Raw genomic sequence first — 24,376 nt, forward strand, 5'->3', positions numbered from 1 at the left:
GATTTTTATCAAATGTTAAAAAAATTGCTATTTGTTATCATATTGGTAGGTAATACATATTTTACCTATGGTCAGTCGTGCCCTAATTTATTAAATCCAGTGTCTGGTCAAACTAATGTAGCGGTAGAATCCACTATCGTTTGGGAAGAAATTCCCGGAGTACCAGGCTACCGAATTTCTTTAGGTACTACACCCGGTGGAGATGATATTATTTCTAATCGTCTGGTCGGTAGTGCAACTTTTTTTAATCCCCCTTTGGGATTGCCAGAAAACACACAAATATTTGTTACAATCACCTTGTTTTTCTTTGATAATCTTGATGATGTTGTTTGTTCAAGCATATCGTTCACAACAGAAACTTTATCGGAAGTGCCGGAATGTGCCATTTTAAACAATCCAGAAGACGGAGCAATTAATGTAAATGTAGGCACCAATATTACTTGGGATTATAGTCCAAGAGCTACTTCATATATACTATCTGCGGGTACTGTTCTAGGCGGTACAGATATTGCCAATAATATTAATGTTGGAAACGTATTGACCTATAATCCTCCCGTAAATCTTCCAACAAATACTGAGATATTTGTTGAAATCATTGCTTTAAACGGAATTGGTATGGCCGTAAATTGTACTGCTCAGTCATTTATTACATCAGAAATAGTATCCAATTTAGGATGTGCCACATTAATATCGCCAAGAAACGGAGATAGTAATGTTCCTCTTACCCCGATTTTAGAATGGACAGATGTACCAGGAGCAACGGGTTACAATTTGTCTATAGGTACTACACCAGATAATAATGATATTCTAGATGAAGGTATTTTTTCTAATAATAGAACTTTAGTATTAGATTTTGAACCTAACAGTACCCTATTCGTTACCATTATACCCTTCAATGAATTAGGGGAGGCGATAAATTGCCAACAAGAAAGCTTTTCAACCGCAATTGGGTGTGGGCCTTTTTTAGATAGAACGACAGGCGAATTTATTAGCTTATTCCCAGAGTTTGATTTTCCAGACACATTTACTACTTGTGAAAACTCTCCTACCATTTTACTTACAACAGATGTGGAGGCTGAGAGTTATAGGTGGGTTATGACTACTTCAATAGGTACAGAAATCGCTACCTTATCAGAAACCCAAGAAGTAGAGATTTCAGAAGGTGGTTTTTACAGACTAGAAGTCAGCAACTTTGCAGATCCTAATGGAAATAACATTCCATGCACAACAGCAAAAGAATTCGCGGTAGAGGTTTTGGAAGGGCCAATAATAGAATCTGTCGATGTAGAAAGAAATGATAATAATCTTAGACTTATTGTAAATGTCACAGGAAACAGCCAATATGAATATTCTCTTAACAATATAGATGGTCCATACCAGAACAGTAATATATTTACAAATGCCCCTTTGGGAGACAATATTGTATTTGTAAGGGATATTATGGAACAGAATTGTATTGTTTCAAAAGAAATACTAGCAGATTCCATAAGGGAAGGTTTTCCAAATTTTTTCACTCCAAATGGGGATTCCACCAATGATTTTTGGCAATTTGTACAACCACCAAATACTGAAGAAGTGGCACTGCAGATTATAAGAATCTATGATAGATTTGGCAAGCTTTTGGCTCAAATAGATCCTCAATCAGTTGGTTGGGATGGTAATTTTAATGGGAGACCATTACCAACTGGTGGTTATTGGTTTAAGGCAATTGACGATTCCCAGCGCGAAATACAAGGCTTTTTTACACTAAAAAGATAATCAACCATACTTCTTTCTTTTTACTACGCCGCTTTAGTATTTTTACCATATGAAGTTCAAAGTAGTTTCAGATTTTAAGCCAACTGGAGACCAACCACAAGCAATAAAACAACTTGCTGATGGAATTCTAGCAAGAGACAAACATCAGACCTTATTAGGAGTTACCGGATCTGGAAAAACATTCACAGTTGCCAATTTAGTCCAAGAGGTGCAAAGGCCTACTTTGGTCTTAGCGCATAATAAAACTTTAGCTGCTCAATTATACTCTGAGTTTAAACAGTTTTTTCCAGAAAATGCTATTGAGTATTTTGTGTCTTACTACGATTATTATCAACCAGAAGCATACATTCCAACAAGTGGAACTTATATAGAGAAGGATTTATCAATCAATGAAGACATAGAAAAACTACGCTTAAGTACTACTTCATCCCTATTATCTGGTAGACGTGATGTATTGGTAATTGCTTCCGTTTCCTGTTTGTATGGTATTGGAAATCCCATTGAATTTCAAAAAAACGTAATCTCAATACATAGAAATCAAGTAATTTCTCGAACTAAGTTTTTACATCAGTTAGTTCAAAGTTTATACTCAAGAACGACAGCTGATTTTAGAAACGGGAATTTTAGGGTTAAAGGAGATGTGGTTGATGTTTTTCCAGGTTATGCAGACTACGCATTTAGAATTCACTTTTTTGGAGACGAAATTGAAGAAATTGAAGCCTTAGACCCATTTAATAATAAAGTCATTGAAATTTATGAAAACCTGAATATCTATCCTGCCAATATGTTTGTAACATCGCCGGATATACTACAAAATGCTATTCATCTCATCCAAGATGATTTGGTAAAACAAATAGACTATTTTAAAGAAATTGGTAGACCTCTGGAAGCAAAGCGTTTGGAGGAAAGAACCAATTTTGATTTAGAAATGATTCGCGAATTGGGTTATTGCTCTGGAATTGAAAATTATTCCAGATATCTAGATGGTAGAGATCCAGGTACAAGACCTTTCTGTTTATTGGATTATTTCCCAGATGATTATTTAATGGTGATTGATGAGAGCCATGTAACAATTCCCCAAGTTCATGCTATGTACGGTGGTGACCGTTCAAGAAAAGAAAACTTGGTAGAATATGGTTTTAGGCTTCCAGCAGCAATGGACAATAGGCCTTTAAAATTTGAGGAATTTGAAGCCTTACAAAATCAAGTGGTTTATGTGAGTGCGACACCAGCAGATTATGAGTTACAGTTAAGTGAAGGTGTTTATGTGGAACAAGTTATTAGACCTACAGGTCTATTAGATCCGATAATAGAAGTTAGACCCAGTTTAAATCAGATTGATGACTTAATTGAAGAAATCCAAAAGCGTGTTGAACTGGACGAAAGAACATTGGTAACCACACTTACCAAACGTATGGCTGAAGAATTGACCAAATACCTTTCCCGCATCGATGTTCGCTGTCGCTACATACATAGTGATGTAGATACCTTGGAACGCGTAGAAATAATGCAGGATTTAAGAAAAGGGATTTTTGATGTCCTAATTGGCGTAAACCTATTAAGAGAAGGGCTTGATTTACCTGAAGTTTCATTGGTTGCCATCTTAGATGCTGATAAAGAAGGTTTTCTCAGGAGCAACCGTTCCCTAACTCAAACAGTTGGTAGAGCAGCCCGTAACCTCAACGGGCTTGCAATCATGTATGCAGATAAAATCACGGAAAGTATGCAAAAAACTATTGATGAAACCAACTATCGTCGTGAAAAACAAATTGCATATAACACAGAGCACAATATAGTTCCCAAAGCCTTGAATAAGAGTTTGGACAATGCTTTGGCCAAAAACTCGGTTTCTACATATCATTTTCAAAAAGAAGAGTTAAGGGCTGCTGAACCAGATTTAGAATACTTGACACCTAACCAAAAAGAAAAGTTGATTCGTGAAAAACGAAAATCAATGGAAAAAGCAGCTAAAGAACTTAATTTTATGGAAGCAGCAAAATTACGAGATGAAATAAAAATGCTTCAGGAGCAAGAATAACAAAAGTGCCGTTCATTAGAACGGCACTTTCATAACTAACCAACTAAACAAACCATTGCAAAACCAGAATTGGTTTTACAATATTTTTATGCTATCTCAATTAAACGCTTTGGTTTTGGTAAAGCTTCTTCTCTTTTTGGTAGTGTTAACCTTAGAATTCCATCTTCATAATTTGCATTGATTTTACCTTCATCAATTGTTTCCGGTAATGTAAATGCACGTTTAAAAGAAGAAAATGAAAATTCTTTTCTAGTAAAATTCTCCTCTTTTACTTCACTTTCATTTTTTAACTCAGATGAAACGGTTAAAACATCGTTATCAACTTCAATATTAAAATCTTCCTTTTTAAAACCGGGTATTGCAAACTCTAGTTCAAAATCTTTTTCATTTTCTCTAATATTGACTGCAGGCATTTTGTGGTTCATGTTTTCCATTCCTCCAAACCAATCTGGCTTAAAAATATCGTTCATTAGTGATGGAAATAATAAATTGTTTCTTTTAACTATACTCATGGTGAATTAATTTTATGATTAAACTTCACACAGTAAAAGACAAAATATATACCAACATCAATGAAGTGTCATTTTGGCGTTTTTCTGTAAATAATTACTGACTAAATGTCACTAATTATAATGCGCCCTAAAAATTCCAAGGAGTACTTCTGTGGGAACTAAATTGTTAGGGTATTGATGCATAACTTCCAAAACCTGGTCAATTGCTGATGGGGGAAGCCCCATTTTTAATCCCATATTATGAAGCTTGTTAATTTCAGCGCTAGTCTGCACCTGATCAATATTCATCAAAAGTAATAAACGGTGAAATTGTACTATTCTTTCTGGTTGGCTTTTAAGTACTTGCTTTTCTACTCTTTTTTGTAGTAATTCATCGAAAGCATATTTTTCAACACCAAGGCTTTGGGACACACTCACTAAAAAATTATATTCAGATTCCTTAATGGTGTTCTCAACCCTTGCAAAAGCAATCATTTCTGAAAGTATACTCAGTTTTTCTTGGTAGGTACTCATAATAGTTAAGCCAACTTGTGTAACTATAACTTTAAACTGTATCAGTTTAGTATAAAAAAATCCCAAGTTTCCCTGGGATTTTCTAGCTAATTCAAATAACTACGATACATTATGCTTCAACTCTGACAGCAACTGTATAGACTCTACCCTCTTGGGCGTTATCTACTTTTTTGTAGTTAAGCCTTCCTTTAACAAAGTTTTCTAAAGCTTTGTTAGTTGTATATACTGATAACACAACCATTTCACTATTCTCATTTATGATAAAACGTATATCAGCTGTTAAATCATTTTTTTCATTAAAAGTGTTGTCTTCCAACATTTTGTGGATTTGTGTCGTTAATTTTTTTGCTGGATTTTCTGGTTTGTAATCGTTAGCTAAAACGTTACCTGCTGTAAGTAGCAAAGCTGCTACTAAAACTAAACTAATTTTTCTCATGATAATTTCGTTTTTAAGATTGATGATAATTGATGAATATATTTAAAAGACTCTTCAGAAATGATAATGTTACAACAAAACTGAATTTTAACAGAATTTTAAACCAACATCTTATTCAAGAGTAAAATTAAATTTTCAAAATAAGAATAGAAAGATTGGGTGGGTTGTTTAATAGTTATTTAAAGTGCCTAACTAAATACTAATATTAGGAAACATATTGGAACTAAATCAAAGACCGAACAATATTTCTTAAATTATCCCAATACATTAAAAGAACTTCAGTCCATTAGCAAAATCCTTAAAATTTAATAGCAGATTTCAATAGAAGGGTACATTAAATAAAAAAGGCAATGTTATAAAAACATTACCTTCTCTATAACCTCAAAATTGCTTACCTATGGTTTAACCAAAACATTAACCACAAATTGTTTGCCTCTTTGTTCCGTAGTGGATGCCAATTTCTTACCCTTTAATTTTCTTTTGACAAACCATTTTAGATCCAATCTATCTGAATCTATATCAAGAACAACAATTTCGCTTTCCTCATTCAGCATAAACCATACCGCCGCTGTTATATTTTCTTCTTCAGTATCTATTGCGTTGTCTTGCAATAGTTCTTGAATTTGAGCTGAAAGATTCTTATTTAATTTTTTGGGTTCAGGTGTATTCGCGGATAACGAACCTGAAAAAACAAATAGCCCAATTGCTACGATTAATTTTAATTTTCTCATGACCTTTTCGATTTTATGATTAAACAATTGATGAATACAAAAAAGACATCTTAAAGCTGGATAATGTTACAGTTTATGCATGGCTTTAACCTGCTTTTACCATTTTTTAATACATTTTAAGAAAAGATGGGCCCTTGGGCTTAAGTTATTCTAGTTGTAGAAAACAAAAAGAGAGCTAAAAAGCCCTCTTTTTCTAAATTATTTAAAATGAAATTGTTATGCCAATACTTCTTTCACTTTGTCAGCAGCTTCTTGAAACTGAACGGCTGAGTGAACCGCTAATCCAGAATTATCAATAATCTCTTTTGCCAATTCTGCATTGGTTCCTTGTAATCTAACGATAATTGGAACTTTAATAGAATCACCCATGTTTTTATAGGCATCTACAACACCTTGGGCTACCCTATCACAACGGACGATTCCGCCAAAAATGTTTATCAATATCGCTTTTACATTAGGGTCTTTTAAAATAATCCGAAACGCCTCTTCCACTCTTTTGGCATCTGCAGTACCACCAACATCTAGGAAATTCGCTGGTTCACCACCTGCCATCTTGATTAAATCCATAGTTGCCATGGCCAATCCTGCTCCATTTACCATGCAGCCTACATTACCATCTAGATCGACATAATTTAATCCTACGGCTCGAGCTTCGACCTCAATTGGGTTTTCTTCACGTAAATCCCGCATTTCTGCATACTGCTTTCTTCGGTATAGTGCGTTATCATCTATCGATACTTTTGCATCAACAGCCATTATTTTATCATCCGAAGTCTTTAGTACAGGGTTTATTTCAAACATACTTGAATCACTTTCAACATATGCCTTATACAAAGAAGCCACAAACTTTGTCATTTCTTTAAACGCAGTTCCAGATAGACCTAGATTAAAGGCAATCTTTCTAGCCTGAAATCCTAAAAGACCTGTGGCCGGGTCAATCTCTTCAGTAAAAATTAAATGGGGTGTCTTTTCAGCCACTTCTTCAATATCCATACCCCCTTCAGTAGAATACATGATCATATTTCTACCTGTTGCACGGTTTAATAAAACCGACATATAAAACTCATTTGTTTCACTATCTCCAGGGTAATAAACATCCTCTGCAATTAAAACTTGGTGTACTTTTTTACCTTCAGCAGAAGTTTGCGGAGTAACTAAATTCATACCTATTATACTACCAGCCAATTCTTCAACTTCCTTTAGGTTTTTAGCCAATTTAACACCACCGCCTTTTCCGCGACCACCTGCATGTACTTGCGCTTTTATAACATGCCAGCCAGTACCTGTCTCTTGTGTTAATTGTTTTGCTGCATCAACAGCTTCCTTTGCATTATGTGCTACAATTCCACGTTGGATTCTAACACCAAAACTTGCTAAAATTTCTTTTCCTTGATATTCGTGAAGGTTCATAAGACTAGTACTGTTTTTATTGAGGGACAAAAATAGGAAACCACAGTTACAATTAAGAATTAAAATTGGGTATTTAAAGATTGTTATTCTAGTTAACCTTAAAATCCTCGAAGTCCAAAGGATCAAAGTTTTTAAAGTGTCCGTTCATTTCAATTACTGCTTTCGTACGATTAATTTGGTTTAGAACAGTAATGGTGGTATCCAAGTGCTTTTTAATGTAATTTAAACGTTCTGTCTCATTAGTGAGCTGTAGCAGTTCATATTCTTGCTCAAAGGAGAGCCCCATTTTATGTGCGAATGCATAACTATTAAATTTATCCACTTCTATTTGTGGAAGCTGGACTGCCATTAATTCGTACAATTCTTCAATCTTGCCCAAAACATCTTGTCGCAAGTCCTCTGGAGCATCATTATCAGATTCTAAAAACTCCACTACCCCACCGGCATATGATTTTCCCTCCATTTCATTGTCAAAAGTTAAAACCTTAAAAACCTGCCTTGCCACACAGACCACATCCATTTCACCAGCTTCATAAGTTGTTACAACCTCTACAAGTTGAACTTCAGTACCATAGGCTAATTTATCATTGATGTATACCGGTATTCCAAAGGTCATTGCCTCTGCCCGACAATCATTTATTAATTGCTTGTAACGATCTTCAAATATGTGAAGCGGTACGGTTTCCCCAGGAAAAAAAACTGATTGTAAAGGAAAAAGTGGTAATTGCATAGCTTGATTTTTCTCTAAAAATAAGGACATGTAATAAAAACTACAATCAATACATTGTTATTTTTATAACAATTTGTTGTATTTATATAATTTTGTTTTTAATTTTTGTTCCTTAGCCCTACTAAATTTATTTTTACAAAAATTGAAATCTAATGAAAGGTAATGATTTACTTAAAATAGCCAAGGAATTTGGTGCTCCGGTTTACGTTTATGATGCCCATAAAATTAGCTCACAGTTTAAGAGGTTGACCGATGCATTTAAAGGAGTTAGCAACCTTCGCTTGAATTATGCTGCGAAAGCACTTTCTAACATCTCAGTTTTAAGATTAATGAATAGTTTGGAAAGTGGTCTCGACACTGTTTCTATACAAGAGGTTCAATTAGGTTTAATTGCTGGCTTTAAACCCGAATCTATTATTTATACTCCAAATGGGGTTTCGTTAGAAGAAATTGAAGAAGCTGCGGCTTTAGGCGTACAGATCAATATCGATAATCTTTCTATACTAGAACAGTTCGGTAGCAAACGTCCAGATGTTCCCGTTTGTATTAGAATTAATCCTCATGTAATGGCAGGTGGTAATTCTAATATTTCTGTTGGGCATATAGATTCCAAGTTTGGTATTAGTATACATCAAATTCCTCACATTTTACGCATTGTGGAATTAACTCAAATGAACGTTAATGGTATTCACATGCATACGGGTAGTGATATCCTAGATATTGATGTTTTCCTATATGCTTCAGAAATTCTTTTTGAGACAGCGAAAAATTTTAAAAATCTTGATTTTATTGATTTTGGAAGCGGCTTTAAAGTCCCCTACAAAACTGGAGATATAGAAACCAATGTTGAAGAGTTAGGAAAAAAACTGACAAAGCGGTTTAATGAATTCTGTGCGGAATATGGAAAAGAGCTAACATTGGCTTTTGAACCTGGGAAATTCCTAGTAAGTGAAGCCGGTTTCTTTTTGGCAAAAGTGAATGTTGTTAAACAAACTACTTCTACGGTATTTGCGAGTGTAGATTCTGGTTTTAATCATTTGATTCGTCCTATGCTCTATGGTTCTCAACATGAAATTGTAAATATTTCAAACCCTAAAGGACGTGAGCGATATTATTCAGTTGTAGGATATATTTGCGAAACCGATACTTTTGGTAGTAATAGAAGAATCAATGAAATCTCCGAAGGAGACATATTGGCCTTTAAAAATGCAGGAGCCTACTGTTTCACTATGACGAGTAATTATAACTCTCGTTACCGTCCAGCAGAAGTCCTTTGGTACAATGGTGAGGCACATTTAATTAGAAAACGAGAAACTTTTGATGATATCATCAAAAATCAAATAGATACAAAACAGCTATTTGAGACCAAACGAGCTAAAGCAATTGCGAAATAATACGGCATAATTTTCGTTAGGTTTTATATAGTTACAAGACTAAAACCTCAAATCTGTTTTATGCGAACGATACTTTTTGTTTTATTATTAATTTTTAGCTCATCCATTACAGCGCAAGAAGTGATTTGGCTTTCTTGGGATGAAGCCTATCAGCTTTCGCAAACCGATAAAAATCCTAAAAAGATTTTTGTTGATGTTTACACGGACTGGTGCGGATGGTGTAAAAAGATGGATAAGGATACTTTTCAAAATCCTGAAGTAGCTACCTATATGCAAGCTAATTATTATATGGTAAAGCTTAATGCTGAAGGAAAAAAAGATATTACATACAACGGTAAAACTTTCAAATTTGTTCCCCAGGGCAGACGTGGATATCATGAGTTTGCAGCAGCCCTTTTACAAGGTAAAATGAGTTACCCAACAGTTGTTTTCTTAGATGAAAACTTAGGCATGCTATCCCCTGTTCCTGGATACCAGAAAGTGGAGCCTTTTATGCAAATCGCACGCTATTTTGGGGAAAATATTTATAAAGAAAAAGATTGGAAAACCTATGCTGGAATAGGTAAATAAAGGTTTCCATTTAAAAAAGTAAATAGAAAAGGCATCAATATTATGCCTTTAATTTTTTTAATTAACCTGCCGGAATTGTTATCTGCTATAATTAGGACTCTCCTTGGTAATGGTCACATCATGTGGATGACTCTCATTGATACCACTAGCCGTAATCTTTACAAACCGACCTGATTCTTTTAGTGTTTCAATATCCTTAGCTCCACAATAGCCCATTCCTGCACGTAGCCCACCAACAAATTGGTGGATACTTTCAAACAAATCTCCCTTGTATGGAACGCGGCCTACAATGCCTTCTGGAACCAACTTTTTAATATCGTCCTCTACATCTTGGAAGTAACGGTCTTTACTACCTTGTTTCATGGCTTCAACAGAGCCCATTCCACGGTAGCTTTTAAACTTTCTTCCTTCATAAATAATGGTCTCACCAGGTGATTCTTTGGTTCCAGCTAACAAAGAACCTAACATTACGGTATCCGCGCCCGCCGCAATCGCTTTGGGGATATCCCCTGTATACCGTATTCCACCATCTGCAATTACAGGTACCCCAGAACCTTTTATGGCAGCCGATACTTCTAAAACTGCAGAGAATTGTGGAAAGCCAACCCCGGCAACAACACGGGTAGTACAAATAGATCCTGGTCCAATACCAACTTTTACAGCATCAGCACCTGCATCGACCAGATATTTAGCGGCCTCTCCAGTAGCAATATTACCAACGATAACATCTAGTTCAGGAAACTTATTTTTGACCTCTTTTAGAACTGTAACCACCCCTTTTGTATGTCCGTGCGCAGTATCAATTACTATAGCATCTACTCCAGCTTTGACCAAGGCTTCTGCCCTATCTACTGCATCACCAGTAACTCCAAGTGCAGCAGCAACACGAAGTCGTCCGTACTTATCCTTATTGGCAATAGGCTTTTGGGTAAGTTTTGTAATATCCCTAAAAGTTATCAAACCAACCAGTTTGTAGTTATCATCAACTACTGGAAGCTTTTCAATCTTATGCTCTTGAAGAATATCTTCAGCCTCTGAAAGAGAAGTCCCTTCCGCAGCTGTCACCAAATTTTCAGAGGTCATAACCTCAGCAATTGGTCTTTCATTATTTTTTTCAAATCGTAAATCACGATTGGTTACAATACCTATAAGTTTTCCGGCATCATCTACAATAGGGATTCCGCCAATACTGTGCTCTTTCATATTGGCTTTTGCGTCACTTACTTTAGAGCTAAGTGGCATGGTGACTGGATCCAATATCATTCCACTCTCGGCACGTTTCACCTTACGGACTTTCATGGCCTGTTGCTCAATGGTCATATTTTTATGCAACACCCCAATTCCTCCTTCTTGGGCAATGGCAATGGCCATTCGGCTCTCTGTAACCGTATCCATGGCCGCTGAAACTATGGGTACATTTATAGTAATGTTACGTGTGAATTTGGACTGGATATTTACTTCTCTTGGGAGAACCTCAGAAAAAGCTGGCACGAGCAGCACATCATCATAAGTTAAACCTTCTCCAAGAATTTTATTTAGGTGAGCTTCCATTGCAATTACGGATTAATTGCGTGCAAAGATACTCTTTTTTGCTTAGCTCTTTCGGTACAGATAAACTCTATAAGATAGTCTCAAAAGTTAAAGTTTTATCCTAAATCACTAGTAATGAAAACTTAATGTAAAGTTATTTTTATTTATTCTAAATAAGCTTTGTTATTTGAAAAACTGATTTTACATTTGTATTGTTATTTTAAATCAGTCTAAATAAATAGAAATGTACAAGAAATTAAGTTTAGTAGCGTTCGTAGTTACTTTTTCTTCTTTAGCCCAACAAAATAAAACTCAAAAAATAGATTCTATTCGTTTGAATGAAGTAGTTCTTTCTGCAAAAGTAATATTAGGCAGTAAGTTCGAAGCAAAAAATAGAACTGGTTCCGCATATTATATATCATCCGAGGAGATTAAAAAATTTAATTATACAGATGTAAACAGAACGCTCAGGTCTGTCCCTGGAGTTAATGTTTACGAAGAGGATGGCTTTGGTTTACGCCCAAATATCAGTTTGCGCGGAACTTCTCCTGAACGTAGTGCTAAAATAACATTAATGGAAGATGGGGTTCTAATTGCTCCTGCACCATATAGTGCTCCATCTGCCTATTACTTTCCAACCATTGCTAGAATGCAAGCTGTGGAGATTTTAAAAGGAAGCAGTCAAGTTCAATACGGACCTTACACCACAGGAGGTGCAATAAATATGCTCTCTACAGAAGTACCAGAAAACTTTGGGATTTTTGTAAATACAAGTTATGGCAGTTTTCAGAGCGGTAGGCTACACGCACAGTTAGGTGATAGTAAAAAGAACTTTGGATACTCAGTAGAGTATCTAAATTATAATTCCAATGGATTCAAAGAATTAGATAACGGTGCCGATACTGGTTTTGATAAAAACGATTTGGTTGCAAAATTTAAAGTAAATACAAATCCTAATGCAAAAGTAGGTCAAGAGTTTGAAGTCAAATTTCAATATGCTGACGAAACTTCTAACGAAACCTATTTAGGCTTAACCCAATCTGATTTTGAAGCTACACCTTTTAGACGTTACGCTGGGTCACAATTTGATAGAATGGACACAGAACATCTACAGTTCATGGGTACACATACTCTCAAATTCAATGATTATTTTAGAATCACCACAGTAGGATATGTAAATGATTTTAGTAGAAATTGGTATAAACTAGATTATGTTGAAGTAGATGGGGAGCGAGAAGGTATATCAAATGTTCTTGAAGACCCCAACAGTTTTGCCCCATATTTTGGTATCGTAAATGGTACAGCAAACTCTGGAGCTTCTGATTTTCTAGGAGTTAAAGCAAACAACAGAGATTATCTTTCCACTGGAATACAAACAAAGCTTGATTACCATTGGACAGGTGCAAATACCTTTCATGATTTAGAGATAGGACTACGCTATCATTACGATGAAGAAGACCGTTTCCAATGGGTTGATGACTACAGCATCACAAATGGCGTTATGGAGCTAGCAAATGCTGGAATTCCAGGAACAAATGCAAATAGAATTAGTAATGCGAGAGCATTTTCATCCTATGCACTATACAAATTAAAGTACAAGAATCTTACGCTTACACCAGGAATAAGATATGAAAACATTACCCTTGGTCGTTCAAATTATGGAACCAATGATGTGGAAAGAACAGGTATTGACTTATCGGAACGTGAGAATAAAGTAGATGTATTTATTCCCGGCATAGGTTTTAATTACAACTTTGAGAATATTTCACTTTTTGGGGGAGTTCATAAAGGTTTTTCTCCTCCGAGCAACCAAGTTGGGGAACAACCTGAGGAAAGTGTAAACTTTGAACTGGGTACTCGTTTTACATACGCAGGGTTTACAGGTGAAATTATTGGATTTTACAATGATTACAGCAACTTATTAGGCAGCGATTTAGCAGCTACTGGAGGTACAGGTTCCCTTGACCAATTTAATGCAGGTGAGGTAAAAGTTCAGGGGTTGGAAATTCTATTAAATTATAACTTACTTCCAAAGAGTGAAAATTATATTTTACCAATAACAGTGGGCTACACCTTAACAGATACTGAGTTCTTGAACAGTTTTGGAAGTGAAAATGACATCTGGGGAGAAGTTACTGCAGGAGATGAGCTCCCATATCTTTCCAAGCATCAACTTAACGCTACCATATCTTTGGAGCATGAAAAGTATGAGATAAACTTTAGCGGAAGATATAATGGGGCATTTAGAACACAGGCTGGTTCAGGTCCAATACCAGCAAATGAAATTGTGGATGATAACCTCGTTTTAGATTTGGGAGGAAAATACCGTCTAAACCCACATATTGCAGTAACATTAAATACGATGAATCTATTAGATGAAACGTATGCTGTTGCTAGAGTCCCCGCCGGACTAAGACCCGGTATGCCTTTCAGTCTTTTGGGAGGATTGGAATTACGTTATTAAAAAATACTTGTCATGTTAAAGAAGCCCATTAAACATGGGCTTCTTTTATTTAGTGATACTTTGAAAACAATTCTGTCGCCTTATTGAACGCAGCCTCGAATACCATTGCATTTACATTGGTAGCTACTTTTTCTGATGTGAAGTAAGAAAGCATTTTCTCTGTGGGCATATTACCAGTAAGCTCGTCTTTAGCCATGGGACATCCGCCAAAACCTTGTATAGCACCATCAAAACGTCTGCAACCAGCTTTATAGGCAGCATTTATCTTTTCGTGCCATTTGGTTGGTGTAGTATGCAGATGGGCACCAAATTCAATATCTGGATATTTAGGGATAAGGTTGGAGAACAAATAGTCGATAGTCTCAGGATCAGAAGTGCCAACCGTATCAGAAAGGGAAAGAATCTTAACTCCCATTTCTGCAAGTTTTTCGGTCCACTCCCCTACTATTTCAACATTCCATGGGTCACCATACGGATTTCCGAACCCCATGGAAATATAAGTTACCACTTCTTTGTTTGTGGTTGTTGCGATATCTAGAATCGTTTTAAGGGTTTCCACAGACTCGTCTATAGTTTTATGCGTATTCCGCATTTGAAAGTTTTCAGAAATTGAAAACGGATAGCCCAAGTAATCTATTTCATCATGCTTACTTGCATCTGTGGCTCCCCTGACATTTGCAACAATTGCCAATAATCTACTTTTTGTCTTGGTCAAATCCAATTGACTTAGCACCTCAGCAGTATCAACCATTTGAGGAATAGCCTTGGGAGATACAAAACTTCCAAAATCTATGGTATCAAATCCACAACCTAAAAGTGATTGAATATATTTCACCTTAAGTTCCGTGGGAATAAAAGCCTTAATGCCTTGCATAGCATCTCTTGGGCATTCTATGAGCTTAACTTTTGACATACCAATTCAAAATTACCATTATTTATCCGATAGCAATAGATAAACAGCAATACCTATGAAAACGATAATCTGAAGCCATTTAAGAAATAGTCCCGCTTTTGGTGTTCTTAAAATATAATCTGATATTGTGCCTGCAAGAATGGCTATTGTTCCAAAAATCAAGAATGAAACAGCTATAAAAACAAATCCTAGTACATAAAACTGTAGTACTGTGCCCATGGAGTTACTGAACAAAAAACCTGGAAAGAAAGCAAGAAAAAAAATAGTCACTTTTGGGTTAAGTACATTCATTATAAAACCTTTTTTAAAAAGGCTCCAAAGGCTTGACTTTGAAATGGATTTGTTTTCGATATGAATTTCATTTCCTGCTTTATATACCGTGTAGGATAGATATAATAGATACCCCACACCAAACAGTTTAATCATTAAAAAAATAGTATCATTATTCTTTATTACGGTAGACACCCCAAAGGCCAGCAGACTTGTATGTATTAAACAACCCGTCATTAAACCAGCCACTGTTGCCAAACCATACTTTTTGCCATTGACAATGCTCTGGGTAAGTACATAAATATTATCAGGACCTGGAGATATACCAAGTGCAGCTGTTGCCAAAATAAAACCTAGTAGTATTTCGTAATTCAAAGTTGGATATCTAAGTGGTTAAAATACGAATTCTACGATTTAAAAAACTTATATTTCAACCAATCAAAATTTCGTGAAATGAAAAATAATTACCGATTTCAAAAAATAGTAATATTAATACTAGTATTTATTTTTTGTGGATGTGTTTCCATTGATGTAAAAGAAAATTCAAAAATGACTTCTCAAGAAACTATAAATCAAGATAAATTACTACGTCATATCGTACTTTTTAAGTTCAAAGAAGAAACTACAAAAGAAGAATTACAAGTAATCGAAAAAACTTTTGCCGCACTGCCTTCAAAAATTTCTGAGATTGTAGATTTTGAGTGGGGTACCAACAACAGCCCAGAAGGATTGGATAAAGGTTTTACCCATTCTTTTTTTGTAAGCTTTAAGAGCGAGAAGGATCGTGCAATTTATTTACCTCATCCAGACCATAAAGCATTTGTGGAAATAGCTTCACCTCATATTGATGATGTATTGGTGTTGGACTACTGGACCAAATAACTTTTTTACCAGGTATATTCTGGCGGTTTAATATTGTTCATTCGCAAATAGAGGTTTGCTTTTGCCCTATGGTTCGTCAAATGGTCTTGCACGTAAAAAAATGCAAAAGCCCTGCTTACAGTATTCCCACTGTGGTACATTATACAGGTCTCATCCAGTTTAGCTTTTTCAACTGTTTTTATTACATTGGTAGTATAAGAAAATCCATTTCTTAAGAGAGAAATTATTTCTTTCTTGCTCATTTTTGAAGCATCTGGTGTGTTTGGTTTTACCTCCATCCCCTGAACATAACGCTTGGTCAATAGCTCAATGGTATAACCAATATGTACCATTTGTTCAGCAAAGGATTTACTTTCAGGTGTAGGCCTATAATTATACAAATCTTCAGGCATGGCTTCTGCAACCTCTAGACAATGTGATCTTGCCTCTAACCAAACAGGAAGATACATTTTTGTGAACTTAGTTTTTGGTCCGCTTTCTTGTTGACTAAATCCAAGGTTCGTTGAAAATAATGCTACTAAAACTATTACGAATTGCTTCATTTGAAAAGGCTTATTGTTCCTTTTCCAATATAGCTTTATTGATTTGTTTGAGCAAACTAGGACCTTCGTACACAAAACCAGTATATAACTGCACTAAATCTGCGCCTGCCTCTAATTTTTCCAGTGCATCTTTAGCAGAATGGATTCCCCCTACTCCAATAATGGGAAAGGATTTATTGCTCTTTTCAGCTAAAAAACGGATAACTTCTGTGCTTCGATTAGTCAAAGGCTTGCCACTAAGACCACCCTTTTCCTCGGCCAAGGTTAGATGCGACTTGAGCCCTTTTCTACTTATGGTAGTATTTGTTGCTATAACCCCATCTATTTTTGTGGTTTTTACAATACTTATGATATCCAATAACTGGTTATCCGTTAAATCTGGGGCTATCTTTAAAAGGATTGGTTTCTCCTGCAATTTATGTTTTGCTGCAATTTTGACATTTTCCCGCTTGAGCTTCTTTAAAATATCAGTCAATGGCTTTTTGTCCTGTAATTCTCTAAGCCCAGGAGTATTGGGAGAGCTAACATTGACCACAAAATAATCAACATGCTCAAAAAGAGCGTCAAAACAGATTAAATAATCTTTGACAGCATCCTCATTTTTGGTCAATTTGTTTTTTCCAATATTACCTCCAACGATAACGCGATGCTCTTTCTTTAATCGTTCAACTGCATCATAAACACCACCATTATTAAAACCCATCCGGTTGATAATTCCTTGGTCATCTAACAAGCGAAACAACCTAGGCTTAGGGTTTCCGGATTGTCCTTTAGGAGTAAGTGTTCCTATTTCTATAAAACCAAAACCAAAGTTCGAAAATTCGTTATAGAGTTTTGCATCCTTATCAAACCCAGCAGCTAAACCAACGGGGTTTTTAAATTTTATTCCAAAAACTTCGCGCTCAAGCTTTTTATCTTCAATAAGGTACATTGACCTAAATAATGACGAAAAGCCTAGTTTAGAAAGGATACGTATTGAAGAAAAAGAGAAGTGATGGGCAGTTTCGGCATCCAACAAAAACAACAACGGCCGAATAAAGTACTTGTACATCAAAAATTAAATTTGGGCAAAAATAGAAACTCTGAGAATGTATTTTAACATCTTTCGCTATTTTTCGTTAACAGGAACTGTAGGATACAGTGGACTATTGGATATTTGATTGCATAGTACCATATACAGATTGTATTGTTCTTCATTAAAAATACCAAGCATACGCTTATCCAACATCCTTAAATTACCCTGCATACTATCTAACAACTTTTTATATTGGTAAGACATTGTCATAAGAACCTCAGGTGAACTTTCTGCATGTCGCTTTAATAAATTATTCGCTTTATTAATTAAAAAGCTATTTCGATATTTTAACTCTGCCCCCCAGTTCTTCATTTTTTCAACTTGAACAGAATCCAACCTAAAAACCTTCTGGATAGTTTCGTCATCCTTGCCGCCAATACCCAAATAACAATCCGCTTGAGAATAGATCAAAGAGCAAAAAAATAAAATAAAAAAAGTGAGTAGTGTTTTTATCAAATCAGCTAGGTTAACACAACAATATAGCTGCAATAGGTCTTTTTTCAACATATTTCCGATTTAATAAACATTATTTTTGATGAAAAGCATGTTTTATGGAAAACCTACTACCACGATTTTTGGAATATGTTGCAATAGATACACAAAGTGACCCTTATTCCAAAACTACACCAAGCACAGAAAAGCAATGGAAATTAGCCAAAAAACTAGTGCTTGAACTTTCTAGGATTGGTTTAGAGGAAGTCTCAATTGATGAAAATGCCTACATCATGGCAACTTTGCCAAGTAATCTGGAAAAAAAAGTGCCAACCATTGGGTTTATATCCCATTTTGATACCACTCCAGATTTTACTGGGACCAATATAAAACCAAAGATTATAGAAAATTATGATGGTGGCGATATTGTACTCGATGAGGCTTCCAATACTATACTTTCTCCGGATTATTTTGAACATTTAAAGCAATATGAAGGTCAGACGCTAATTACCACTAATGGCAAAACATTGCTAGGATCAGATGATAAAGCAGGGATTGCAGAAATAATTACTGCTATGGAGTTTTTAGTGCAGCACCCAGAAATTAAGCATGGTAAAATTAGAATAGGATTTACCCCTGATGAGGAAATTGGAAGGGGAGCCCACAAATTTGACATTAAAAAATTTAATGCAGATTGGGCTTATACCATAGATGGAAGTCAAGTTGGAGAACTTGAATTTGAAAATTTTAATGCTGCAGGTGCTAAAGTCATTGTAAAAGGGAAAAGTGTCCATCCAGGGTATGCAAAAAATAAAATGGTGAATGCCATTGGTATAGCCAATGAATTTTTGAGCCTTTTACCACCTAGAGAAGTTCCAGAGCATACTGAAGACAGGGAAGGATTTTTCCATGTCCATACTTTCAAAGGAGATATTGAGCATGCAGAATTTGAGTTAATTATCAGAGACCATGATGAAGAGCATTTTCAGGCTAGAAAAGATTTGTTAGGCTCTATTGCCGAAAAAATAAACACTAAATATGGCGACATTGTAACCGTAGAAATAAATGACCAGTATCAAAATATGAAGGAAAAAATAGAACCTGTTTTTCATATTATAGAAATAGCGGAGGAAGCAATGTTGAAAGTAGGTATAGAGCCCATTATCAAACCTATTCGTGGAGGCACCGATGGTTCTCAACTAAGTTTTATGGGGCTCCCCTGCCCTAATATTTTTGCCGGAGGGCATAATTTTCATGGAAAGTATGAATATATTCCACTAGAGAGTATGAAAAAAGCGGTTGAAACCATCATAAAAATTTGCGAACTTACTGGTGAAAAGTTCTAAGTATGGATAAATCAGAAAAAATTGAAGCATATTTTGCGGAAGAGCACCATTATAAAAAAGCTATTGGTATTCTAAGGGAAATAGCTCTAAAAACAAAAATGGAGGAAACTTTTAAATGGATGTTTCCAACCTATACCGTAGATGGTAAAAACGTACTTGCCATCTGTAAGTTTAAAAATCACTTTGGAATATGGTTTTTTAATGGAGTGTTTCTAAAAGACTCCTTAAACGTTCTTAAAAATGCCCAAGAAGGAAAGACTAAAGCGATGCGGCATTGGAAGTTTACCGCCGAAGACCAAATTGATAAAAATGTTGTTCGAGGATATATGATTGAGGCTATCGAAAATCAGAAAAATGGTCGGGTTTTAGCGCCAACAAAATCAACGAAAAAAACAGTAATTCCAAAATTGCTGTCTAAAAAATTAGCTGATGATAAAAAACTAAAATCGGCGTTTGATGAATTTAGCACTTATAAGCAAAAAGAATTCTATGAATACATTGAGACAGCCAAGCAAGAAAAGACCAAGTTAAGCAGATTGGGAAAAATACTTCCAATGATTATGGAAGGCACAGGGCTCAATGATAAATACAGATAAACAAAAAAACCCATGATAAGAATCATGGGTTTTTTGTTAAAGTAAATTGATAACTATTTTTTTGCTGGAGCAGGATTTAACTTCTTACTCATCTCCATTGAAATTGCACTTCTGTCAAACTTTAAGCGTCCTGCCATGGTTTCGATTACACAAGAATTATCCTTATCGTTCAATTCTGAAACTTTACCATGAAGACCACTCTTCATCATTACCTTATCTCCTTTTTTTAGCTCTTTTGCAAACTTCTTCTCAGCCTTCTGTCTACGCATTTGAGGCAAAATCATAAAAACAAAGAAAATCGCGAAAATTGCAATTAAAAAGGGAAACTGTCCTAATCCTTCCATCTACTATATTTAGCTTTTTACCGGTCCTGCAACGGCAGCACCTTTAGGGTTAACAAAGGCCTTTATTCTTAATAATTCTGAACCTTTTGCAGTATTTGCAGTAACTGTAATGGTTTTTGTTACTTGATTTTGTCCAGATCCATTGAATTTAACCAATAGTTCACCAGAATCACCCGGTGCGATCGGTGTATTTTTTGGATACTCTGGAACTGTACAACCACAGCTACTTTTGGCATCGGTAATTATTAAAGGTGCGTCACCTGTGTTTGTAAATTTAAAAATAGTCTCTTGTGGAGTCCCTTGCTCAATAGCCCCAAAGTCATGTTCTGACTTGTCAAAACTCATTACTGGAATTTTCTTTTGAGCTTCGTCTCTGTTTGAAGCGACCTCAACATTATCAGAATTAATTTTGGCCGTTGCCTTGTCTTTACAAGAAGTAGAAATAAATAAAAGTGTGACAACACTTAGCGCTGTTACTATTCTTTTCATCTTTTAAAATTTTAATTTATGCAAAAATAATCAAATAATACTTATAGCAGTCCGCGACCAATTTTTTGAAGCTTACCATTGGACTTGTATTCTTTTACCAATTTATCAAGAATACCATTAATGAAAATACTGCTTTTGGGCGTAGAATATTCTTTAGCAATCTCCAAATACTCATTTATGGTCACCTTTTCTGGAATAGAGGAAAAGTTGAGCAATTCACAGATACCCATCTTTAATAAAATATAATCAATCTCAGCTATTCTGTCCTTGTCCCAATTGGGCGTTTTACCTTCAATCTCTTTCTCCCATTCTGCATTGTTCAATAAGGTTTTCGTCAACAACTCATTGGCAAAGACCATATCCTGTTTATCTTTTAACAATCGGGGCAAGAAAAAGTTTTCTGGAGCATCTTCTTTCGCTTTTTTTAATTGTTTAACAATGAAAGTGTTCACTATTGGAATATCGTCTATCCAAGTAAGTTTATCGTCTTCAAAGTACTCATATATCTTTTCGTTAGGAGCAATTATTTCCTTGTAAAGCTCTATGATTACTGCTTTGTCGTTTTGATAACTGCCATCATTGGAAAGCATGTAGGTTTTGTAGATGTCGCTTGCAACAAGCTCTTTGTATATAAGTTTTACATATTCATCGTTTAAATACCAGTTTTGAAGTTTTCTTTTAGAAAATTCTTTCTGCAACGCACTGTTGGAAACAATTTGTTGCAACAACTTATTTTTTAGGAACTTTTCGGGTATTGGAAAGTTATCATCTTCGGAAGCAATGTATTTTTTTGAAGCATGTTCAACATGCTTTTCCGCAAGTTGATGTATTTCAGTTAACAAACTGAACATCAACAAGTACAGCGTATACATGTTATCTATACTGTATTTTAAGAATTTCTCCTGCTTTTCCAAAGAGTCGTCTTTGGATTGTATCAATGCATAGATACATTGCATTACCTTTACACGAATGTGCCTTCTTGTGAGCATTTAAAAGAACTTTAAAGTAAATATGGTCAGTATCACATCGCAAAAGTAAGGCTATATTTTTAGCATACCTACATGAAAAAATATCTTATCAGTTTTATAACATTAGTTTTTACAACAATCGTATATCTTTGCCCGATTACCTATCTGACCTGTCCTTTTTAAATCTATGAAAGAATTAAAATATCTCAATAAATACCTCAAAAAATATTGGATTAAACTTTTTGTAGGCATTATCATTACTGTTATTGCTAGGATATTTTCATTGGTCATGCCTTCCTATGTGAACAAATCCATTAAGGCAGTCGAAGACTTTATCGGTAATTCTATCTCTAGATCAGAAGCTAAGGAAGTTCTCTTGGAATACATTCTAATTATTGTTGGTGCTGCATTGCTATCCGCACTTTTTACTTTTTTAATGAGACAGACCATCATCAATGTATCCAGATACATTGAATACGATTTAAAAAATGAAGTTTTTGACCATTACCAATTTCTAAATCTAAATTTTTATAAACGTAACCGTATTGGTGATTTAATGAATCGAATTAGTGAGGATGTTGGCCAAGTAAGAATGTACGCCGGCCCAGCAATTATGTATGGCATCCAGACTTTAACACTATTCGCATGTTTAATTCCTTTGATGTTTATAAAAGCACCTACAATTGCTTTTTATACGCTAATTCCATTACCTATTTTATCTGTTCTTATTTATCAAATCAGTAAAATAATACATAAGAGGAGTACAAAGGTTCAGGAATACTTATCCACACTTTCCACTTTTACGCAAGAGTCTTTTTCTGGTGTTCCTGTGATCAAAGCCTATGGGTTAGAGCCACAAATTAACGAAGAACTTAGAGGTTTAGCCTTAGAAGGAAAAAACACCAGTATGGATTTGGCGAAAGTAAATGCTTGGTTTTTTCCACTAATGATTCTTTTAATAGGTATTAGTAACATTTTTGTAATCTATATAGGGGGAAAGCAATACATAGCGGGCGAAATTGAATCCATTGGGATTATAGCCGAGTTTATACTTTACGTGAATATGTTGACATGGCCAGTGGCCGTTGTTGGTTGGCTTACTTCCATAGTGCAAAGGGCTGAGGCATCACAAAAACGTATAAATGAGTTCTTAAGGGAACAGCCAACCATTAAAAACGAAATAGAACAACCAACTCCAATCAAGGGTAAAATTGAGTTCAAAAACGTAAGTTTCACTTATGAAGATACGGATATCACTGCCTTAAAAGATATTTCATTTACTATTGAAGCTGGGCAAAGTGTTGCCTTTTTGGGAAAGACAGGTTCCGGTAAATCCACAATCTTAGATTTAGTATCCCGTCTTTATGATGTTTCTGAAGGAGAAATCCTAATTGATGATGTTCCAATAAAAAAATTAAATCTCAACAGCTTACGTACAGCTATCGGGGCAGTTCCCCAAGATGCTTTCTTGTTCTCGGACACCATTGAAAATAACATTCGTTTTGGCAAAGAAGATGCGAATAAAGATGAAATCATTGAAGTTGCCAAAGAGGCGGTAGTTCATGATAATATTATGGGTTTTTCGAAACAGTACAAGACCATTTTGGGCGAGCGTGGTATAACACTAAGTGGTGGACAGAAACAGCGTGTGTCCATAGCAAGAGCGTTGTTAAAAGACCCAGAAATTTATCTTTTTGACGACTGTCTTTCTGCAGTGGACACAGAGACCGAAGAAGAAATATTGACTAATCTAAAAAACGCTTCCAGTAATAAAACAACCCTTATTGTTAGTCACCGGGTATCTTCTGCAAAGAATACGGACAAAATCATTGTATTGGAGAATGGCAGCATACTACAAGAGGGTACACATGAAGAGCTCAATAATTCTGAAGGCTATTACAAAGAACTTTTCTTGGATCAGTTGTCAGATAAAGATTAATGCAAAAAGTTGCTGGATTAGCTTTTTTTTTTACATTTTTGAAAGAGTTAAGTAACATTACACGCTAAGAACACTATACCATATGGGAGATAAAGATTTGATGGATCAGGAGGAAATTTACTCCAAAGTCTTAAGGGCAGGAAGAAGGACCTATTTTTTTGACGTAAGAAGCACAAAGGCTGGAGACTACTATTTAACAATCACCGAAAGCAAAAAATTTACGCACGACGACGGTTCTTTCCATTATAAAAAGCACAAAATTTATCTATATAAAGAAGATTTCGCCTCTTTCAGGGAAATTATGGAAGAGATGATGGATTATATTATTGATGAAAAAGGGCACGAAGTAATTTCTGAACGTCACCAAAAAGACTTTAAAAAAGAGGAGGAAAATAGTACTCCAAAAGAAGATGACACTTCTACTGGTAACTTTACAGATGTGGACTTTGATGATATATAATTCAAAATGATAAAATAAATTGTTTAAAACGACC

Annotated in this window: 25 protein-coding genes; 10 read left to right on the top strand and 15 right to left on the bottom strand. The window is 35.3% G+C overall.

The window, feature by feature from the left end; genetic code table 11:
• Nucleotides 1–12: 12 nt before the first annotated feature.
• Together AACP56_RS03970 and uvrB are read left to right on the top strand one after the other, a co-directional pair.
• Entirely contained in the window at nucleotides 13–1,758 is a 1,746-nt protein-coding gene (locus tag AACP56_RS03970; RefSeq protein WP_339333194.1) for a T9SS type B sorting domain-containing protein, read from the top strand.
• Nucleotides 1,759–1,807: 49 nt separating this feature from the next.
• Nucleotides 1,808–3,796, top strand: a complete 1,989-nt coding sequence (gene uvrB / locus AACP56_RS03975) for an excinuclease ABC subunit UvrB (RefSeq protein ID WP_339333191.1) — start codon at nucleotides 1,808–1,810, stop codon at nucleotides 3,794–3,796.
• 86 nt (nucleotides 3,797–3,882) lie between these two features.
• Here the strand turns inward: uvrB and AACP56_RS03980 are convergent, their stop codons facing one another.
• The 6 genes from AACP56_RS03980 to AACP56_RS04005 form a co-directional block, all read right to left on the bottom strand.
• Complete coding sequence (locus AACP56_RS03980) at nucleotides 3,883–4,308, bottom strand: Hsp20/alpha crystallin family protein (RefSeq protein ID WP_339333189.1); 426 nt, start codon at nucleotides 4,306–4,308, stop codon at nucleotides 3,883–3,885.
• 111 nt (nucleotides 4,309–4,419) lie between these two features.
• On the bottom strand, nucleotides 4,420–4,821 hold the full coding sequence (locus AACP56_RS03985) for a TerB family tellurite resistance protein (RefSeq protein WP_339333187.1): 402 nt from the start codon (nucleotides 4,819–4,821) through the stop codon (nucleotides 4,420–4,422).
• Nucleotides 4,822–4,930: 109 nt separating this feature from the next.
• Nucleotides 4,931–5,257: a hypothetical protein gene (locus AACP56_RS03990; RefSeq protein WP_339333185.1), complete on the bottom strand. Its 327-nt coding sequence runs from the start codon at nucleotides 5,255–5,257 to the stop codon at nucleotides 4,931–4,933.
• Between the two features lie 395 nt (nucleotides 5,258–5,652).
• A complete protein-coding gene (locus tag AACP56_RS03995) occupies nucleotides 5,653–5,988 on the bottom strand; it encodes a hypothetical protein (protein WP_339333182.1) in 336 nt (111 codons plus the stop codon).
• Nucleotides 5,989–6,204: 216 nt separating this feature from the next.
• On the bottom strand, nucleotides 6,205–7,398 hold the full coding sequence (gene sucC / locus AACP56_RS04000) for an ADP-forming succinate--CoA ligase subunit beta (protein ID WP_339333180.1): 1,194 nt from the start codon (nucleotides 7,396–7,398) through the stop codon (nucleotides 6,205–6,207).
• An 88-nt stretch (nucleotides 7,399–7,486) separates the two neighbouring features.
• On the bottom strand, nucleotides 7,487–8,128 hold the full coding sequence (locus tag AACP56_RS04005; protein ID WP_339333178.1) for an LON peptidase substrate-binding domain-containing protein: 642 nt from the start codon (nucleotides 8,126–8,128) through the stop codon (nucleotides 7,487–7,489).
• Between the two features lie 152 nt (nucleotides 8,129–8,280).
• Here AACP56_RS04005 and lysA point away from each other — a divergent pair, with 152 nt between their 5' ends.
• Nucleotides 8,281–9,522 carry a diaminopimelate decarboxylase gene (gene lysA, locus AACP56_RS04010; RefSeq protein WP_339333176.1) on the top strand — a complete coding sequence of 414 codons (1,242 nt, stop codon included), beginning with the start codon at nucleotides 8,281–8,283 and terminating at the stop codon, nucleotides 9,520–9,522.
• Between the two features lie 60 nt (nucleotides 9,523–9,582).
• Nucleotides 9,583–10,092 (top strand): thioredoxin family protein, encoded by a 510-nt coding sequence (locus AACP56_RS04015; RefSeq protein WP_339333174.1) that lies wholly within the window; start codon nucleotides 9,583–9,585, stop codon nucleotides 10,090–10,092.
• Nucleotides 10,093–10,170: 78 nt separating this feature from the next.
• On the opposite strand, the gene guaB is transcribed toward AACP56_RS04015, so the two are convergent.
• A complete protein-coding gene (gene guaB / locus AACP56_RS04020) occupies nucleotides 10,171–11,643 on the bottom strand; it encodes an IMP dehydrogenase (RefSeq protein ID WP_339333172.1) in 1,473 nt (490 codons plus the stop codon).
• Nucleotides 11,644–11,866: 223 nt separating this feature from the next.
• Here guaB and AACP56_RS04025 point away from each other — a divergent pair, with 223 nt between their 5' ends.
• Nucleotides 11,867–14,086 (top strand): TonB-dependent receptor family protein, encoded by a 2,220-nt coding sequence (locus tag AACP56_RS04025; protein WP_339333170.1) that lies wholly within the window; start codon nucleotides 11,867–11,869, stop codon nucleotides 14,084–14,086.
• A gap of 49 nt (nucleotides 14,087–14,135) precedes the next feature.
• Here AACP56_RS04025 and AACP56_RS04030 read toward each other — a convergent pair whose 3' ends face one another.
• Entirely contained in the window at nucleotides 14,136–14,999 is an 864-nt protein-coding gene (locus AACP56_RS04030) for a hydroxymethylglutaryl-CoA lyase (RefSeq protein WP_339333168.1), read from the bottom strand.
• An 18-nt stretch (nucleotides 15,000–15,017) separates the two neighbouring features.
• Complete coding sequence (locus AACP56_RS04035) at nucleotides 15,018–15,644, bottom strand: LysE family translocator (protein WP_339333166.1); 627 nt, start codon at nucleotides 15,642–15,644, stop codon at nucleotides 15,018–15,020.
• 78 nt (nucleotides 15,645–15,722) lie between these two features.
• On the opposite strand from AACP56_RS04035, the gene AACP56_RS04040 reads away from it, so the two are divergent.
• A complete protein-coding gene (locus AACP56_RS04040; RefSeq protein WP_339333164.1) occupies nucleotides 15,723–16,151 on the top strand; it encodes a Dabb family protein in 429 nt (142 codons plus the stop codon).
• 5 nt (nucleotides 16,152–16,156) lie between these two features.
• Here the strand turns inward: AACP56_RS04040 and AACP56_RS04045 are convergent, their stop codons facing one another.
• From AACP56_RS04045 to AACP56_RS04055, 3 genes are read right to left on the bottom strand one after another with little or no spacing between them, the layout of a single operon-like run.
• Complete coding sequence (locus AACP56_RS04045; RefSeq protein WP_339333162.1) at nucleotides 16,157–16,693, bottom strand: DinB family protein; 537 nt, start codon at nucleotides 16,691–16,693, stop codon at nucleotides 16,157–16,159.
• A gap of 10 nt (nucleotides 16,694–16,703) precedes the next feature.
• Nucleotides 16,704–17,744: a quinone-dependent dihydroorotate dehydrogenase gene (locus AACP56_RS04050; RefSeq protein ID WP_339333160.1), complete on the bottom strand. Its 1,041-nt coding sequence runs from the start codon at nucleotides 17,742–17,744 to the stop codon at nucleotides 16,704–16,706.
• A gap of 57 nt (nucleotides 17,745–17,801) precedes the next feature.
• Nucleotides 17,802–18,275, bottom strand: a complete 474-nt coding sequence (locus tag AACP56_RS04055) for a hypothetical protein (protein WP_339333158.1) — start codon at nucleotides 18,273–18,275, stop codon at nucleotides 17,802–17,804.
• Between the two features lie 44 nt (nucleotides 18,276–18,319).
• Here AACP56_RS04055 and pepT point away from each other — a divergent pair, with 44 nt between their 5' ends.
• Complete coding sequence (gene pepT, locus AACP56_RS04060; protein WP_339333156.1) at nucleotides 18,320–19,546, top strand: peptidase T; 1,227 nt, start codon at nucleotides 18,320–18,322, stop codon at nucleotides 19,544–19,546.
• 2 nt (nucleotides 19,547–19,548) lie between these two features.
• A complete protein-coding gene (locus AACP56_RS04065) occupies nucleotides 19,549–20,142 on the top strand; it encodes a YdeI/OmpD-associated family protein (protein WP_339333154.1) in 594 nt (197 codons plus the stop codon).
• A gap of 53 nt (nucleotides 20,143–20,195) precedes the next feature.
• On the opposite strand, the gene yajC is transcribed toward AACP56_RS04065, so the two are convergent.
• The 3 genes from yajC to nusB are packed head-to-tail and all read right to left on the bottom strand — an operon-like array spanning nucleotide 20,196 to nucleotide 21,964.
• A complete protein-coding gene (yajC, locus tag AACP56_RS04070) occupies nucleotides 20,196–20,486 on the bottom strand; it encodes a preprotein translocase subunit YajC (protein ID WP_339333152.1) in 291 nt (96 codons plus the stop codon).
• 9 nt (nucleotides 20,487–20,495) lie between these two features.
• Nucleotides 20,496–20,975 carry a DUF1573 domain-containing protein gene (locus tag AACP56_RS04075; RefSeq protein WP_339333150.1) on the bottom strand — a complete coding sequence of 160 codons (480 nt, stop codon included), beginning with the start codon at nucleotides 20,973–20,975 and terminating at the stop codon, nucleotides 20,496–20,498.
• Between the two features lie 41 nt (nucleotides 20,976–21,016).
• Entirely contained in the window at nucleotides 21,017–21,964 is a 948-nt protein-coding gene (gene nusB / locus AACP56_RS04080) for a transcription antitermination factor NusB (RefSeq protein ID WP_339333148.1), read from the bottom strand.
• A gap of 166 nt (nucleotides 21,965–22,130) precedes the next feature.
• Here nusB and AACP56_RS04085 point away from each other — a divergent pair, with 166 nt between their 5' ends.
• Both AACP56_RS04085 and AACP56_RS04090 read left to right on the top strand, forming a co-directional pair.
• Complete coding sequence (locus tag AACP56_RS04085; protein ID WP_339333146.1) at nucleotides 22,131–23,882, top strand: ABC transporter ATP-binding protein; 1,752 nt, start codon at nucleotides 22,131–22,133, stop codon at nucleotides 23,880–23,882.
• Nucleotides 23,883–23,964: 82 nt separating this feature from the next.
• On the top strand, nucleotides 23,965–24,342 hold the full coding sequence (locus AACP56_RS04090; protein ID WP_339333144.1) for a PUR family DNA/RNA-binding protein: 378 nt from the start codon (nucleotides 23,965–23,967) through the stop codon (nucleotides 24,340–24,342).
• The last annotated feature ends 34 nt before the right edge of the window (nucleotides 24,343–24,376 follow it).

The organism is Croceitalea sp. MTPC6 (genome assembly GCF_036985525.1).
Taxonomy (GTDB): Bacteria; Bacteroidota; Bacteroidia; order Flavobacteriales; family Flavobacteriaceae; genus Croceitalea.

Coding starts and splice junctions, on each gene's coding strand:
- AACP56_RS03970 (WP_339333194.1), top strand. CDS start 13: ATGTTAAAAAAATTGCTATTTGTTATCATATTGGTAGGTAATACATAT.
- uvrB (WP_339333191.1), top strand. CDS start 1,808: ATGAAGTTCAAAGTAGTTTCAGATTTTAAGCCAACTGGAGACCAACCA.
- AACP56_RS03980 (WP_339333189.1), bottom strand. CDS start 4,308: ATGAGTATAGTTAAAAGAAACAATTTATTATTTCCATCACTAATGAAC.
- AACP56_RS03985 (WP_339333187.1), bottom strand. CDS start 4,821: ATGAGTACCTACCAAGAAAAACTGAGTATACTTTCAGAAATGATTGCT.
- AACP56_RS03990 (WP_339333185.1), bottom strand. CDS start 5,257: ATGAGAAAAATTAGTTTAGTTTTAGTAGCAGCTTTGCTACTTACAGCA.
- AACP56_RS03995 (WP_339333182.1), bottom strand. CDS start 5,988: ATGAGAAAATTAAAATTAATCGTAGCAATTGGGCTATTTGTTTTTTCA.
- sucC (WP_339333180.1), bottom strand. CDS start 7,398: ATGAACCTTCACGAATATCAAGGAAAAGAAATTTTAGCAAGTTTTGGT.
- AACP56_RS04005 (WP_339333178.1), bottom strand. CDS start 8,128: ATGCAATTACCACTTTTTCCTTTACAATCAGTTTTTTTTCCTGGGGAA.
- lysA (WP_339333176.1), top strand. CDS start 8,281: ATGAAAGGTAATGATTTACTTAAAATAGCCAAGGAATTTGGTGCTCCG.
- AACP56_RS04015 (WP_339333174.1), top strand. CDS start 9,583: ATGCGAACGATACTTTTTGTTTTATTATTAATTTTTAGCTCATCCATT.
- guaB (WP_339333172.1), bottom strand. CDS start 11,643: ATGGAAGCTCACCTAAATAAAATTCTTGGAGAAGGTTTAACTTATGAT.
- AACP56_RS04025 (WP_339333170.1), top strand. CDS start 11,867: ATGTACAAGAAATTAAGTTTAGTAGCGTTCGTAGTTACTTTTTCTTCT.
- AACP56_RS04030 (WP_339333168.1), bottom strand. CDS start 14,999: ATGTCAAAAGTTAAGCTCATAGAATGCCCAAGAGATGCTATGCAAGGC.
- AACP56_RS04040 (WP_339333164.1), top strand. CDS start 15,723: ATGAAAAATAATTACCGATTTCAAAAAATAGTAATATTAATACTAGTA.
- AACP56_RS04045 (WP_339333162.1), bottom strand. CDS start 16,693: ATGAAGCAATTCGTAATAGTTTTAGTAGCATTATTTTCAACGAACCTT.
- AACP56_RS04050 (WP_339333160.1), bottom strand. CDS start 17,744: ATGTACAAGTACTTTATTCGGCCGTTGTTGTTTTTGTTGGATGCCGAA.
- AACP56_RS04055 (WP_339333158.1), bottom strand. CDS start 18,275: ATGTTGAAAAAAGACCTATTGCAGCTATATTGTTGTGTTAACCTAGCT.
- pepT (WP_339333156.1), top strand. CDS start 18,320: ATGGAAAACCTACTACCACGATTTTTGGAATATGTTGCAATAGATACA.
- AACP56_RS04065 (WP_339333154.1), top strand. CDS start 19,549: ATGGATAAATCAGAAAAAATTGAAGCATATTTTGCGGAAGAGCACCAT.
- yajC (WP_339333152.1), bottom strand. CDS start 20,486: ATGGAAGGATTAGGACAGTTTCCCTTTTTAATTGCAATTTTCGCGATT.
- AACP56_RS04075 (WP_339333150.1), bottom strand. CDS start 20,975: ATGAAAAGAATAGTAACAGCGCTAAGTGTTGTCACACTTTTATTTATT.
- nusB (WP_339333148.1), bottom strand. CDS start 21,964: ATGCTCACAAGAAGGCACATTCGTGTAAAGGTAATGCAATGTATCTAT.
- AACP56_RS04085 (WP_339333146.1), top strand. CDS start 22,131: ATGAAAGAATTAAAATATCTCAATAAATACCTCAAAAAATATTGGATT.
- AACP56_RS04090 (WP_339333144.1), top strand. CDS start 23,965: ATGGGAGATAAAGATTTGATGGATCAGGAGGAAATTTACTCCAAAGTC.